At 44.6% G+C, this 15,312-nt stretch carries 14 protein-coding genes; 10 read left to right on the forward strand and 4 right to left on the reverse strand.

Annotation, left to right across the window (positions count from 1 at the left end):
• Positions 1-22 precede the first annotated feature (22 nt).
• Positions 23-811 carry a queuosine precursor transporter gene (locus LZG72_RS14075; RefSeq protein WP_233873270.1) on the forward strand — a complete coding sequence of 263 codons (789 nt, stop codon included), beginning with the start codon at positions 23-25 and terminating at the stop codon, positions 809-811.
• Here the strand turns inward: LZG72_RS14075 and LZG72_RS14080 are convergent, their stop codons facing one another.
• Entirely contained in the window at positions 812-1,579 is a 768-nt protein-coding gene (locus LZG72_RS14080; protein WP_233873272.1) for an RNA methyltransferase, read from the reverse strand.
• Here LZG72_RS14080 and LZG72_RS14085 point away from each other — a divergent pair.
• The 6 genes from LZG72_RS14085 to secG all read left to right on the forward strand — a co-directional run bounded on the left by LZG72_RS14085 (position 1,579) and on the right by secG (position 8,749).
• Positions 1,579-4,041: a BamA/TamA family outer membrane protein gene (locus LZG72_RS14085; protein WP_233873275.1), complete on the forward strand. Its 2,463-nt coding sequence runs from the start codon at positions 1,579-1,581 to the stop codon at positions 4,039-4,041. The two genes, LZG72_RS14080 and LZG72_RS14085, sit on opposite strands and share 1 nt — an antisense overlap.
• A 150-nt stretch (positions 4,042-4,191) precedes the next feature.
• Positions 4,192-5,622: a tRNA (N6-isopentenyl adenosine(37)-C2)-methylthiotransferase MiaB gene (gene miaB / locus LZG72_RS14090; RefSeq protein WP_233873278.1), complete on the forward strand. Its 1,431-nt coding sequence runs from the start codon at positions 4,192-4,194 to the stop codon at positions 5,620-5,622.
• Between the two features lie 91 nt (positions 5,623-5,713).
• Complete coding sequence (locus LZG72_RS14095) at positions 5,714-7,006, forward strand: sigma-54-dependent Fis family transcriptional regulator (RefSeq protein WP_233873281.1); 1,293 nt, start codon at positions 5,714-5,716, stop codon at positions 7,004-7,006.
• On the forward strand, positions 6,990-7,541 hold the full coding sequence (locus LZG72_RS14100; RefSeq protein ID WP_233873284.1) for an LptE family protein: 552 nt from the start codon (positions 6,990-6,992) through the stop codon (positions 7,539-7,541). Before LZG72_RS14095 ends, LZG72_RS14100 begins: the two co-directional genes overlap by 17 nt.
• A gap of 56 nt (positions 7,542-7,597) precedes the next feature.
• Positions 7,598-8,245 carry a hypothetical protein gene (locus LZG72_RS14105; RefSeq protein ID WP_233873287.1) on the forward strand — a complete coding sequence of 216 codons (648 nt, stop codon included), beginning with the start codon at positions 7,598-7,600 and terminating at the stop codon, positions 8,243-8,245.
• A gap of 102 nt (positions 8,246-8,347) precedes the next feature.
• Entirely contained in the window at positions 8,348-8,749 is a 402-nt protein-coding gene (gene secG / locus LZG72_RS14110) for a preprotein translocase subunit SecG (protein ID WP_233873289.1), read from the forward strand.
• A gap of 76 nt (positions 8,750-8,825) precedes the next feature.
• On the opposite strand, the gene LZG72_RS14115 is transcribed toward secG, so the two are convergent.
• Positions 8,826-9,533: a hypothetical protein gene (locus LZG72_RS14115; RefSeq protein ID WP_233873292.1), complete on the reverse strand. Its 708-nt coding sequence runs from the start codon at positions 9,531-9,533 to the stop codon at positions 8,826-8,828.
• A gap of 231 nt (positions 9,534-9,764) precedes the next feature.
• Here LZG72_RS14115 and groES point away from each other — a divergent pair, with 231 nt between their 5' ends.
• Both groES and groL read left to right on the forward strand, forming a co-directional pair.
• The gene (groES, locus tag LZG72_RS14120) at positions 9,765-10,061 is read left to right on the forward strand and encodes a co-chaperone GroES (RefSeq protein ID WP_031526862.1); all 297 of its coding nucleotides are present in this window, start codon (positions 9,765-9,767) and stop codon (positions 10,059-10,061) included.
• Positions 10,062-10,121: 60 nt separating this feature from the next.
• Positions 10,122-11,753, forward strand: coding sequence for a chaperonin GroEL (gene groL, locus LZG72_RS14125; protein ID WP_233873295.1), 1,632 nt, complete (start codon positions 10,122-10,124; stop codon positions 11,751-11,753).
• 75 nt (positions 11,754-11,828) lie between these two features.
• Here the strand turns inward: groL and LZG72_RS14130 are convergent, their stop codons facing one another.
• Positions 11,829-12,491: an ABC transporter ATP-binding protein gene (locus LZG72_RS14130; RefSeq protein ID WP_233873298.1), complete on the reverse strand. Its 663-nt coding sequence runs from the start codon at positions 12,489-12,491 to the stop codon at positions 11,829-11,831.
• Between the two features lie 88 nt (positions 12,492-12,579).
• On the opposite strand from LZG72_RS14130, the gene sucC reads away from it, so the two are divergent.
• Positions 12,580-13,803, forward strand: a complete 1,224-nt coding sequence (sucC, locus tag LZG72_RS14135; RefSeq protein WP_233873301.1) for an ADP-forming succinate--CoA ligase subunit beta — start codon at positions 12,580-12,582, stop codon at positions 13,801-13,803.
• 202 nt (positions 13,804-14,005) lie between these two features.
• Here the strand turns inward: sucC and LZG72_RS14140 are convergent, their stop codons facing one another.
• Positions 14,006-15,157, reverse strand: a complete 1,152-nt coding sequence (locus LZG72_RS14140; protein WP_233873303.1) for a S9 family peptidase — start codon at positions 15,155-15,157, stop codon at positions 14,006-14,008.
• Positions 15,158-15,312 lie beyond the last annotated feature (155 nt).

A 15,312-nucleotide genomic window follows, 5' to 3' on the forward strand; every position in this document is an offset into this window, starting at 1 on the left:
TCTTTATCACTGAACCCGATAAATGTCCATTCAAGACCCGACCATCCAGGAAGCTAAAAGACAACGCCTGTTTTTGCTGCTTTGCGGCATATTCCTGACCAACGCGCTGATCGCCGAAATCATAGGCGGCAAAATATTTTCAGTAGAATCTTTACTTGGTATTGCGCCAGCCCAGCTGCCGATCGGTGGTCAGCGTCTCGATTTCAACATGACGGCCGGGGTTGTGAACTGGCCGGTGGTGTTCATCACTTCCGATATTATCAATGAATATTTTGGCCGAAAAGGAGTGAAACGCATTTCCTTTCTTACGGCTTGCTTCATTGTCTATACCTTTATCACCATTCTGGTTGCTACCAAACTCCCGCCCGCGCAATTCTGGCTGGAACTGAACAACACTGATAATCAAGGGAATGTATTTAATATCAATGATGCATTTACCAAAATATTCAACCAGGGACTTGGCATTATGATCGGCTCGATCGTAGCTTTTCTTCTCGGCCAGCTACTCGATGTATCGGTATTTTCGTGGCTGCGCAGAAAAACGGGCAGCCGGTTCATCTGGCTCCGCGCAACGGGTTCGACGATGTTTTCACAATTGGTAGACAGTTTTGTGGTCATCACAATTGCCTTTTACGTATTCGGCAACTGGGATTTGAAACAGATATTTGCGGTGGGTACTATTAATTATCTGTATAAAGGAGTTATTGCGATCATGCTTACCCCGGTTCTGTACATCGCGCATTACTTTATTGATAATTACCTCGGAAAAGAATATGCCGAAGAATTGTCACATAAAGCTGCCCACGAGTGATTAATTCGGTTTTGCAGTAATTTGTCGCCTCATATTATCGAGCATTACGGCGGTTGCGATTCCAACATTCAGCGATTCGGCCTCGCCCACTCTCGGTATCGTTACCTTGTGCGTTATGAACGGCTCCACACCCGCACCGATCCCATTCGACTCATTCCCCATCACAATAAAACCGCCATTTGCAGAAAAAGGAAACTCGTAAAGCGATTCGCCTCCAAGAAATGCCCCGATGACATTTTGGTTATGAGCTTGATCCGCCAGGTAGGTAGCCAGGTCGGTATAATAGATTTTGATCCTCGTAAATGAGCCTTTACTGGCGGCGATTACCTTTGGGTTGTAAAAATCGGTTGTGTCCTCGGAACATACGATTTTTGTGATTCCGTACCAATCAGCGACGCGGATGATCGTTCCCAGGTTTCCCGGATCACGCACATCATCCAGAATCAGCACATATTCGGCTTCATTTAAAGACAAAAAAGCATTCTCCTTCGTTTTAGCAACAGCCAGGCATGAATCGTTCGTCTGAAAAGAACCGACTGTTTCCAGCCCGACGATCGTAGCGGTTTCTATTGCAGCGTTATGTCGGGATAGAATAGTTGAGTATTTTTGCTGAAATTCCTCTGTTGCTAATACAAACTCAATCTCAAAATCTGAATCCATTAATTCAAGTACACTTTTAGCGCCTTCGACAATAAAAGCCTGGTGCGCCTGACGGTACTTCTTGATTTTGAGCGAGTTTATATACTTTATACGATTTTTTGAGAGCATTGAATATTCATTGTAGGATTACATACGGCTCATTTCTCATTCTTGTCTTGACGGGATTGTTCTCCTGCACACCCAAGTCATCGTCACCCACCAAAAGTTATTTTTTAGGCACTTCGTCGATTAAAGGCAACCGCATCGTCAACGATTCGGAACTGGATGCATTGATCCCCCAAAAACCAAACCGCCGGCTTCTGGGACTTCCATTCTTTCCATATGTCGGCCTTTACCGATTTGGCGAACTGTTTTACAACCGCGAAGAAAAACAGCGTAAAGTAATCGAAGTGACGCAAAATTATCAGAACGAATCCCGGATTCACGAAAATAATCCGCGAAAGCTGGAAAAAATTCAGCGTCGATATGCTAAGAAACTTGAAAAAGCGCAGGTACGCGCGGATCAAGGAAATTTCTGGATGCGGATTTTAGGCGAAGCACCTGTTTATTTCAACCTGAACGAAGTCGTACAGAATGCCGAAAAAATGCAGAAGTACCTCTACAACAACGGGTTTTTTGAGGCGAAAACTTCTTTTAAACCGGATACCGTTTTCAACCGGATCAGGGTGAATTATCTGATCCATGAGAACCGCCCGACCATGATCCGGGATATTCAGTATCAGGTCAAAAACTATTTTGCCGACAGCATCATCGACGCAAATGCGAAGGATGCAGTTTTGATCAGTAAAAAAAGGTATGACGGCGACTCATTCGAGGAAGAACGGATACGCATCGAAACGCTCCTCCGAAACGAAGGATATATGGGTTTTTCGCGCCAGAATGTCTCCTACCTTGTTAACGATACGATCACGAATGCGCTGACAGACAGCAATTTCAAATCGGTAGACATCAAAGTGCGTGTGGAAATGCCGGATGCAGGTAACAAGCAAACGCGGTATGTGATCAATTCGGTTAATTTCGAGGTATTGCCGCCATCGGGTACGCCTGATTCGCTTTACAAAAAAGACACGACAGTCCACCAGGGGATCCGGTATGTATTTTCAGACAAGCATTTCTCAACGAAGATTCTGGATAGCAAGATTCAGGTACGTCCCGGCGAGTTTTACAGTCAGAAAAAAGAACGCGACACGCAGCAACAATTATCCCTGACAGACCAATTTGATTTCGTCAATTACAACTACACCATTGATTCGACGGGAAAAGGGATTAATAGTTATTTTAAAGTTATTCCATTAAAGAAATACCAGATCTCGACTGATATTGGTCTGAATGTGATCCAGTTGCAAGGTGCGCCGGGCCCATTTGCCAATTTATCTTATAAAATTCGGAACGTGTTCAACGGGCTGGAAAACTTTGAAGCGAACCTTCGCGGCGGGATAGAACTCGTTCCTGGTTTTTTGGGTAACAGACAGATTTACAGGAGTGAAGAAATCGGATTGAACACCTCACTCACTTTTCCCAGGCTTTTAACACCTCGTAACATTCTGCAAAAACAAACGGCCAGTTACAATCCGCGGACGCAGATTGGATTGGGCTATAATTATGTAAACCGTCCCGAATACACCCGTACCAACGTGAAGATCGCGATGAATTATTCGTGGCAGCCGACCAATAATACGCTTTTCAATGTGTCACTGGTTGACCTCAATATACTGAACACGCAAAACATCCGGGCCGATTTCAAAAGCTTGCTAGACACGTTGTATTTACAAGGTAACAACCTGATTAACAGCTTTCAGAAATCATTTGTATCCGATATCAATTTCAATTTTGTTTATAATACCAATGCATTAATGGGCCCGCAAAAGAATGCGAAATATTTTAGGGTAGCACTGGAATCGGGAGGTACATCGCTCAATATTCTACCCGGGCAACAGGATCTGATTAAAAATGTGTTCGGTGACTTGCAATTCTATAAATACCTGCGCTGGAATGCCGATTACCGTCGTTACTGGCCCGTCAATAAAAGATCGGCATTTGTAGCCAGGATCAACAGCGGCGCGATTTACAGTTACGGGGACAGCAAAGTACCACCCTACGAAAAATACTTTTTTGCAGGCGGATCAAACAGTTTGAGGGCCTGGCTTCCACGCCGGCTAGGTCCCGGGTCCTCGTCGCCCAGGTTAACTTCCAACAACTTGTCGATCGAATCGCCGGGTGAATTTCTGCTCGAAGGTAACCTCGAATGGCGCGGATTCCTGGCGAAATTTTTCGGTGATATCAACTACGCACTCTTTATCGACGCGGGAAACGTGTGGAACCTGAACAGTACGGCGACGGAATCGCAGAAATTTGAAGCCAACAGCTTTTTGCGCGAAATCGCAGTTGGTACCGGGTTCGGGATCCGATATGATCTTTCGTTCTTTATACTCCGATTTGACTTCGGGATCAAGGTATACGATCCTGCATTACAGCGATTTGTACTGGACGAATTAAAGTTCAACAAGCTTTTCAACCGTACACAATCCAATTTTCTCAATATCAATCTGGGAGTTGGATATCCTTTTTAATTGCTGCAAAGCTCGCCCATCTTAGTATGACAGTTTGTCAGTATACCTGATTTTTCCCTATCTTTGCAACCGTCCGGCCTGAACCGAAGTTGAAATAATAAGTGATTTCACTTCGCTGACAGGCATTGAAGATTACAGATTTCCTTTCCAATGGAACACAGAATTTCAAATTCATTAAAAATACTGACCGAGGCTGATAAAGAAGCTTGCGAAACCGTGCGTGTCTCGGAAAATGAACCTCTTACAACTAAAAAAAGGCTGTTTATTGAAAGCTACGGTTGTCAGATGAATTTTTCGGATAGTGAAATCGTAGCTTCTGTCATGCGTGACGCCGGCTATGCGACCACGTCAGATGAAAACGACGCCGATCTCATTTTTCTGAATACATGCGCGATCCGTGACAATGCGGAACAGAAGGTTAGAAACAGGTTGAGGCATTTAAATTTCCTGAAAAATAAAAAACCGGGAATGCTCATCGGTGTGCTCGGTTGTATGGCTGAGAGGCTCAAAACCCAGTTGCTGGAAGAGGAAAAAATGGTCGATATCGTTACGGGGCCTGATGCCTACCGTGATCTTCCAAGACTTGTGCTGGATGCAGGAACTGGTCAGAAAGGTGTAAATGTGTTTCTTTCCCGAGAGGAAACTTACGCCGATATTTCTCCGATCCGTCTGAATTCCAATGGAGTAACCGCGCTCGTTTCCATTATGCGGGGTTGTGACAATATGTGCAGCTTCTGCGTGGTACCATTTACGCGTGGCCGCGAACGGAGCAGGGACCCGCATTCCATTGTGAAAGAAGCCGAAGATCTTTTCAATCTGGGCTATCGCGAGGTTACCTTGCTCGGCCAGAATGTGGACAGTTACAAATGGGAAAAACAGGTCAATTTCGCGCAGCTGCTGGAAATGGTTGCCCGGATAAATCCGGAACTGCGTGTAAGGTTCAGCACGTCGCATCCGAAAGACATTACGGATGAGGTTTTATATACCATTAAAAAGTATGATAACATCTGTAAATACGTCCATTTACCTGCCCAAAGCGGAAACAGCCGGATACTGGAACTGATGAACCGCACGTATGACCGTGAATGGTACCTGGAACGGATTGACAGTATCCGCCGGATCTTGGGTGAAGATTGCGGAATTTCTCACGACATGATCACAGGTTTTTGTACTGAAACCGAGGAAGAACACCAGGATTCTCTTTCATTGCTTGAATATGTAAGGTTTGATTTCGGATACATGTTTTCGTACTCCGAACGTCCGGGAACGCTGGCCGCGAAAAAATTCCAGGATGACATTTCGGCTGAGGTAAAGCAAAAAAGACTTGCCGAAATGATCGACATACAACAAAGAATATCCCTGGAACGCAACCAGAGACTGATCGGTACCATCCAGAAAGTATTGATTGAAGGAACCTCAAAACGTTCCGAAAACGACTTTACAGGCAGGATCGATCAAGGTAAAAAGGTTATTTTTCCGAGGGAAAATTTCAAAAAAGGTGATTATGTACACGTTTTAATCACCGAATGCACAGCCGCAACGCTCAAAGGAAAAGTAGTTGCAGAGGTTGAGGCCATTTAAACGCAATAATAATGTCCGATGTCACAAAGAAAATCAGACATTTAACTCTAAAAGGCTAACAGCCCACAGCTGGCAGCCAACCGCTATTTGAATGAATCCATCGGAGATACAAGCAATAAAAAATCGTTTCGGGATCATCGGGACATCCCCGGGCCTGAACCACGCCATTAATGTAGCAGTACAGGTTGCAGCGACTGATCTTACCGTATTAATCACGGGAGAAAGCGGTAGTGGTAAAGAATCTTTTTCAAAGATCATTCACAGTTTGAGTTCGCGGAAACATGGGCCTTTTATCGCGATCAACTGCGGTGCCATACCCGAAGGAACGATCGACTCAGAACTTTTCGGTCATGAAAAAGGCTCATTTACGGGGGCATTGGATGCGAGAAAAGGGTATTTTGAAACAACCAACTCAGGTACCATATTCCTCGATGAAGTAGGTGAAATGCCGCTGGGCACGCAGGCGCGTTTGTTGCGTGTACTGGAAAATGGTGAATATATAAAAGTAGGATCTTCCAAAGTCCTTAAAACAAATGTGAGGGTCGTTGCCGCGACTAATGTGAATTTGCTGGATGCGGTTAATAATGGGAAATTCAGGGAAGATCTTTATTACCGGTTAAATACAGTCCCCATTTACGTGCCGCCACTGCGTGATCGCGGAGAGGACATTCTGTTGTTGTTCAGGAAGTTCACCAATGATTTTTCCGAAAGGTACCGGACTAAACCTGTCAGGCTGGATAACGAAGCCCGGGATCTTTTAATGGGCTATGCATTTCCAGGGAATATCAGGCAGTTAAAAAATATCGCCGAACAAATTACCATTCTGGAAACAGACAAGGAATTTCCGATCAGCGTCGATACGCTCAATCACTATCTTAATCCGGTTCAGCCGGCGGGTCGAAAATCACTCATTCAGCTACGCCAAAACGACGACTCGACTTCTTTCTCAGAGAGAGAATTACTTTATAAGGTACTTTTCGACATGCGCAGGGATGTGACGGAATTGAAAAAACTGGTCCGGAACGTTTTAGAAAATGAGAAATACGGCGGAGATATCTTGAAAGATCATCAGGAATTATTCAGCTCGATCAACAACGCTGAACCGGTGATCAGTTCGCCAACCATTGAACCATCCCGGCTACTTTCGCCCCCACCTTCCAGAGTAGTTGATCTCGACCGTTATTCCGACGAGCGCGGTGAAATCGAGGATGTTGTGCATGTGACTGCGGAGGAAGAGTCGCTCTCGCTGGAAGACAAAGAGAAAGAGATGATTATCAAGGCGCTCCGCAAAAACAACAACAAACGAAAGTATGCAGCGAATGCATTGGGCATATCCGAACGGACGTTATACAGGAAAATCAAGCAGTATGATATTGAAGAATAGTGAATTAGGTCGGTTGTTAAAAACAGGCGGCGAAAGATTGATCCTCGTCCTATTGTTCCTGCATTGCTCCGTTTTCATTTCGGGATGCGGCGTTTATTCTTTTACCGGAACAAACTTATCTCCTGACATTAAGACATTTAGTGTGTTGAATTTTACAATGGGCACAGCTGGCGGACCGTCCGATCTGCCGCAAAGGCTGACAGAGGATTTGAAGGAATATTTTCAGAGAAATACAAGCCTTATCAGCCAGCCCGGCGGTGGCGACCTGGTCATCGAAGGCTCAATCGTGGGATATGACGTACTCGCGGCTGCACCCACCGCAAACGACCAGGCCGGGCTCAACCGGTTGAATGTCTCCGTCCAGGTTCGTTACACTAATGCAAAAGACGAAACAAAGAATTTTGATCAGTCTTTCACCTATTACGCCGACTTCCCACAGGATCAAACACTTAACCAGAACGAAGCCCGTCTTTTGCCAACGATCCGCGAAAATCTAGTTCAACAGATCTTTAATAAATCAGCCGCGGACTGGTAAGACACGTCTCTTTTCTTTAATTTCATCCTCTTTTCAGAAAAATTCAACCTCCGGTTATGGCCATTATTGAAAAAGAAGCATTTGGTGAGCTGGTGAAAAATCCGGCAGGAATTGGTTCTGATATAATTCCTTTACTGGAAGCTACTATCAAGGCGTATCCTTACTGCCAAATCCCTTATTCGCTCTTGGCAAAGGCCTATGCAGGCACGGAAAAGCTGGACGAAACAAAGCCGAAAGCCGCGGCATATGCATTAAGCCGCGTTGCTTTGCAGAGGCTGGTCGAAAATGACACCGAGCGTTATGACGCATCTGTTAATGTGGACCAAATTCTTGAAAATGAGCAAGAAGTAGTTCCGCAAAATGGCGAGGATATTCTGATTACGCTCGTTGAACAGCAAACCACTCCGTTATCCATTCAGAAGTCGGAAGAACAGAGACGGCAGCAACAGATCATCGAGGGTTTTATGAAGAAAAACCCGAGGATCAACAAGCAGGATAATAATCTTGAACCCATTTCTCTGGATGTAAGTGGCCGGGTCGCCGAATCGGGAGCCGGAAGTATTGAGACCGAAGCATTTGCCAAAATATTGATCCGTCAGGGTAAAATTGAAAAGGCGATTGATATCTATCAAAAATTGATCTTGAAAAAACCAGAAAAAAGAAATTACTTTGCGAAAAAATTGAGTGAGTTGTACCGGCAGTAAAATTGTTTGTTAAACTTCGGCTGTCGGCATTCAGCTATCAACATTCACTCATCGCACCGGCGACCCGGTCACTCATTCTGTCATTCAAAAAATTAAAAAAGCATGTATTTAGGTTTAATTATTCTCGTGGCGATCGTCGCAGTGTTATTGATTCTGGTGGTTTTGGTTCAAAACTCAAAAGGTGGCGGACTTTCAAGCGAATTTAGCGGCGCTGGCACCACCCAGATGTTTGGTGTTAAAAAGACAACCGATTTGCTCGAACAAATAACCTGGGGACTTGCAGGTGCAGTAATCCTGATCTCTCTGGCATCTTACATTATCGTTGGCAACAGCAATACAGGATCAGGAATTAACAGTATTAATGTGGACAGAGCACAGAATGCAGTTGTTCCGGGCGGAAAAATTGCTCCGGCACCGGGAGGTGCGGCGCAAGGCGCACAGGAATCGACTACTCCCGCTGCAACCACGCCGGCAACTCCGGCACCGGCTGACAGCTCAAAATAAAAATTTCGGTTTACCCGCATAAAAAATGTTCACGAGTCATTCGTGAACATTTTTTGTTTTTAAGCCGCCTAAGAATCTAGGCAATCGTAATCTCTTTAAGTATCAGCTTTTCGGCCACTGGCACAAGCGTTTCATGCAAAGGATACTCGTATTTTGATTCAACGATGTACGTTGCAGGATTTGGCAGTGATTTATTTTTTCGGGTCAAATCAACCTTTACCTGCGAAACAGAATGTCCGATCCCAATCCGCACAGTTTCCAAAAACCAGGTTTTCAGATAACGCTCACGCATTTGGTTGAATAAAGCGAGCTGATATTGAAAAATGCTGACGAGAGGCTGCCACGTGTGCAAAAACAATAGATAACCCTCTTGCAACCTCAACGGCACAATGCCAACGGGTGAAATTTTGACATTCTCCTCCACCTCATTAAACCGCTCCGTACCTTCCACAATGTATTTTGAAAACCGCGGCATCGCGAAATCCAGAATGTAGTTCAGGTCTTCCATGTACGGATCGTCCTGGTGCGTTTCTTCATATTCCAGTTTCAATTCACGCAAGTTAATGCCGGTCAGGTTCTTAGGCAGTGATGTTTTGATCTGATTTTTAGTCGATTTGATCTCGGTGCAGGTATTGAGATGCTTTCTCAGCTCCGGCAAATGCGGGTGTAGCCGGTTGTTGGTGAATTCACTGTTAATATGTTGCAGGTAGGCCAGCAACACGTATTTTTTATACTCAAAATCAAAAGTTCCTTCGGTTAACCAATTGTAATGCAGGTTCTTCATACGATTTTAACTTGGTGCCGATAAAATTTACGTAATTTCAAAGTGCGAAGCAATCTTTCCAGTTTACCTGACATACAAATAGCAGTATAATTACATGGGCGCAGGTTTAGATACAAATTTGTCACACTCGCCGGAAAAAATGTCATAGCACCCCTCGCTGGCACAGATTGTGCTTACCAGTAAACAGTCAAATCAAATACTGACAATCTTAAAAACAAACGTTTAATATTTATGTCAACTTTAGCAGAAATACAAGTTAACGTACAACCTCTGGCTGACCGTGTTCTTGTAGAACCAGCCCCAGCCGAAGAAAAAACTGCATTTGGTATCATTATCCCTGATACTGCCAAAGAAAAGCCACAACGCGGAACCGTAGTTGCCGTTGGCCCAGGTAAAAAAGATGAGCCTCTTACAGTAAAAGTGGGTGACACCGTTTTGTACGGCAAATACTCCGGTACTGAATTAGCATATGAAGGAAAAGATATCCTGATCATGCGCGAATCAGACATTTACGCCATTATTGGTTAATTGTCCGACATTATTTATTCCAAAAGTTTCTCTTAAAGTTTTTTCAAATTATTAACTGTTATGTCTAAGAAAATATTTTTTGACACAGAAGCCCGTGACAAGATCAAGAAGGGTGTGGACACATTGGCTGACGCCGTAAAAGTTACATTGGGACCACGTGGTCGTAACGTTGTAATTGACAAAAAATTCGGTTCTCCAAGCATCACCAAAGATGGTGTTACTGTTGCCAAAGAAATCGATCTGAAAGATCCTATCGAAAACATGGGAGCTCAGTTGGTGAAAGAAGTTGCTTCTAAAACTGCTGACTCTGCGGGTGACGGTACCACTACTGCAACTGTTCTGGCACAAGCGATCTATTCGATCGGTGTGAAAAACGTAGCAGCTGGCGCTAATCCAATGGACCTGAAACGTGGTATCGACAAAGCGGTACAAGTAATCGTTCGGGATCTTGAAGCTCAGAAAAAAAATATCTCCACTTCAAAAGAAATCGCTCAGGTTGCAACAATCTCTGCTAACCATGATGAAGAAATCGGTCAGATGATCGCTGAGGCGATGGAGAAAGTAGGTAAAGAAGGTGTTATCACCGTTGAAGAAGCTCGTGGTACCGAAACAGAAGTTAAAACTGTTGAAGGTATGCAGTTTGACCGTGGTTACCTGTCCCCATATTTCGTAACGAACACAGAGAAAATGGAAGCTGAATTGGAGCGTCCATATATCCTGATCTCTGAAAAGAAAGTTTCTTCCATGAAAGAACTTCTTCCAGTTTTGGAAGCAGTTGCTCAAACTGGTCGTCCATTACTTATTCTTTCAGAAGATGTTGACGGAGAAGCACTTGCTACATTGGTAGTAAACAAAATCCGTGGTGCATTGAAAGTGGCAGCTGTTAAAGCTCCTGGTTTCGGTGACCGTCGTAAAGCAATGCTTGAAGACATCGCGATCATCACTGGCGGTACTGTAATTTCAGAAGAACGCGGTTTCAAATTGGAAAACGCTACTTTGGAATACCTTGGTACTTGCGAAAAAGCGATAATCGACAAAGACAATACAACTTTGGTAAATGGTGCAGGTAACTCTGAAGATATTCAGGGACGTGTGAACCAAATCAAAGCGCAGATCGAAAACACAACTTCAGATTACGATCGCGAAAAACTTCAGGAACGTCTGGCTAAATTGTCAGGTGGTGTTGCAATCCTTTACATTGGTGCAGCTACTGAGGTTGAAATGAAAGAGAAAAAAGACCGTGTTGACGATGCATTGCACGCAACCCGTGCTGCCGTTGAAGAAGGTATCGTAGCCGGTGGTGGTGTAGCTTATATTCGCGCTACTGCGGCTCTTGAAGGCGTGGTTGGCTCAAACGAAGACGAAAAAACCGGTATCAATATCATCCGCGTTGCTTTGGAAGCTCCATTGAGAACAATCGTTTCTAACTCAGGTCAGGAACCTTCGGTTGTTGTTCAGAAAGTGAAAGAAGGAACTGGTGCTTATGGTTACAATGCTAAAGACAATGTATACACAGACCTTTTGGAAGCTGGTATCATTGACCCTAAGAAAGTATCCCGTCTGGCACTTGAAAACGCAGCATCTATCGCAGGCTTGTTGTTGACAACAGAATGTGTGATCGCTGACGAACCAGAAGAAGCTCCGGCAGCAGGTGGCCACAGCCACGGTGGCGGAATGGGTGGAATGATGTAATCGTTTGTTCAGATAGAAATGACAAAAAGCCGTCGGGAGTGATTCTGACGGCTTTCGCTTTTTATCAGATTGTTTTTAAGAAAGCATTACCCCATCCTGCATCACCATTCTCCTATCTGCCATTTCCGCCAGCTCTTCGTTGTGAGTCACAATTACGAAAGTCTGACCAAACTCATCCCTTAGTTTAAAAAACAATTGATGCAGATCAAGCGCATTATGAGAATCCAGGTTACCGCTGGGTTCGTCAGCGAGCACGATGGACGGTTTGTTAAGCAAAGCTCTCGCAACTGCTACCCTTTGTTGCTCGCCGCCGGATAGCTGCGATGGTAAATGGTCTGTCCTTCCCGAAAGGCCTAAAAGTTCGAGCAGCTCCCCCCCTCTTTTAACAAGTTCCTTTTCACTTATTTTTCCATTGATATACCCCGGCATACATACATTTTCCAACGCCGTAAACTCGGCGAGCAGATTATGGAACTGGAAAATAAAGCCGATTTTCTCATTTCTGAACCGCGCCAGATCTTTGTCTTTTTGAGTAAAAACATTAACACCTTCAATAAAAACCTGCCCTTCTTCAGGCCGGTCCAGTGTACCGAGAATGTGCAGAAAGGTACTTTTACCAGCTCCCGACGGACCCACAATGGCGACTACTTCGCCCTTTTGTACTTCAAGATCAATCCCCTTCAAAACCTGTAATGAACCATATGTACGCCTGATTCCGCTCGCCTGAAGTAATTGCATGACCTGAAAAGATAATTGGCTTAATTCCTACGCCCGTTTTGATTAATTCCTTAATTTGCCGTAAAAATACCCATTTACTTTTATACTCATGAATATTCACGAATATCAAGGCAAAAGCGTTCTTAAAAAATACGGTGTGCGTATTCAGGAAGGCCTCGTAGCTGATACTCCCGACAAGGCAGTGGAAGTTGCACGTGAGCTTAGCCAGCAGACAGGCACCAAATGGTACGTTGTTAAGTCTCAGATCCACGCAGGTGGTCGCGGAAAAGGACGTATCGTAGGTACCGAACAACGTGGTGTTGCCCTTGCCAAATCTGTTGAAGATGTAAGAACCATATCCAATAATATTTTGGGTAAAGTATTGGTTACTCACCAAACCGGCCCTGACGGAAAGCGTGTTAACAAAGTACTTATTGCCGAAGATGTTTACTACCCGGGCCCAAGCGAGCCGAAAGAATACTACCTTTCTATCCTTCTTGACCGTGGTAAAAACTGCAATGTGATCATGGCCAGCACCGAAGGCGGTATGGACATCGAAGAAGTTGCGGAGCATACCCCTGAAAAAATCATGAAAGAATGGATCGATCCGAAAGTTGGATTGCAGCCATTCCAGGCACGTAAAGTAGCATTTGCACTGGGTCTTGAAGGTGATGCATTCAAAGAAATGGTGAAATTCATTACTGCTCTTTACAAAGCTTATATCGAAAGTGATTCAGCGATGTTCGAAATCAACCCGGTTTTGAAAACGTCTGATAATAAAATTCTTGCCGTTGATGCAAAAGTTGATTTAGATGACAATGCATTATACCGTCATCCTGAGCTTGCCGAAATGCGTGATACCAATGAAGAAGATCCGTTGGAAGTAGAAGCAGGTGCAAACAACCTGAACTATGTAAAACTGGACGGAAACGTAGGTTGTATGGTAAATGGCGCTGGTCTTGCAATGGCTACGATGGATATCATCAAACTATCAGGTGGCGAGCCTGCTAACTTCCTGGATGTTGGGGGTGGCGCGAATGCACGTACCGTAGAAGCCGGTTTCCGTATTATCCTGAAAGATCCGAACGTAAAGGCGATCCTGATCAACATTTTCGGAGGTATCGTTCGTTGCGACCGTGTTGCGGCTGGTGTTGTAGAAGCTTACAAAGCAATCGGTGAAATCCCTGTTCCGATCATCGTTCGCTTGCAAGGAACCAATGCAGAAGAAGGAGCCCGCATTATCAATGAATCAGGTTTGAAAGTATATTCCGCTATCGAATTCAAAGAAGCCGCTACCAAGGTATCGGAAGTACTTGCTGAATTGGGCGTATAATTTCTCAATTGGGTGACAAGTTTGTCCCCATTTTTTTGTCATGTTGAGCGGGGTCGAAACATCAGCAGTTTGCTAGTGTCTTCGACTCCGCTCAGACTGACAAAGCGGTAAAATTCAGACTGACAAGGCGGCAAGATTCAGACTGACAAAGCGGTAAGATTCAGGATCACATCTCCATTAGATTCAGAATGGTGGACTGCTATTATAGCAATTCCATAACTGCCTCATCCCCCATTACTGCATTTGCGGGTCGTGGGTGAGCTTCGTTGAAAACTTCAAGATCTTTACTTTCCAATACTTTCGCGGGAGATTCATCAATATCGCCATGTGAATCTTTAATCGCCTTCAGATCCAATCCCAGGTGTTTGGCAATAAATCCGTACATCGCTTTACGTTTGGATGGGCCGAAATCATGCTTTTCGTCGGCAAGGTGAACTCCTTCCAAATGATTTTTCTTTCCATACAGATTATAAATATTCTCGATGAAGGGAAATTCGACCACTGGCGTATTCTTCGTCCAGTCGCCGCCATCTGAGATCAGGATCATTGGCCGGGGCGCCGCCAGCGCCGCTATCTCTACATTATTTGTCTGGAAATCCCCATTTTTATGAATGGGAAGGCCGCTTTCGCAGACACAGCCGCCGAAGAAATAAGCTGATACCATCACAACCGGAACAGATACTTTGACCCGATTGTCCAGTGCCGCCAATAAAAATGTCTGCGTACCTCCACCTGATTCGCCGGTAACTGCCACCCTTTCAGGATCAACGCCCGGAATAGATAAAAGATAATCCAGAGAGCGGATGCTATTGATCGTCTGCAGTTTCAGCGCCTTCGCCATTTTGTGTTCACATTGCCTCGAATCACCCTGGCCAACCATATCCCAAACAAAAACGATGGCACCCATTCGCGCGAGCATGGCGCAGCGTTTCTGGGTTTGCTCCCGAAACCTGCCATGCGGATTTTCACCATGCCCGTGCGGACAAAGTATACCTGCATACGATTTTTGTTTCTTTAAAGGTTTGTACAAATTCCCTGTTACGTAAATACCCGGCATACTCTCAAAAGCCACATTTTCAATCGAATACCCATCCATTTCCTTCCGGCTATGAACGATCGGCTTCGAAGTCGGCTTTTCTGGCAATGTATTCAAATCCATTCCATCTCGGATCTGTTTCCTGATTTTCTCTGCCCGCGTCTCCCACTCCACTCTCGAAGCAACCTGATGTTTTTCTAAAAATGCCTTTCCTTCTTCTTCAGTAAAATAGGCACCCTGACAGAGTTCAGGAGTTTGTGCAGCACTTTGAAATACAACACAAATGAGCCCAAACAGTAATGGAAAGATTGTTTTCATGCGAATAAGTGGTTGTTTGAGATTAAAAGAAATGCGGGAACGGAGAATACTGTTGTGGCGGTCGGCGATCGGCTTTCGAAAAAAATGCTCTGATAGTTGACCATTGATGGTCTTCAATTGTCAAGCTAATCGCTAAAAGCCGACCGCCGGCTACC

Origin of the sequence: Dyadobacter sp. CY323 (assembly GCF_021390245.1) — a bacterium.
Taxonomy (GTDB): Bacteria; Bacteroidota; Bacteroidia; order Cytophagales; family Spirosomataceae; genus Dyadobacter.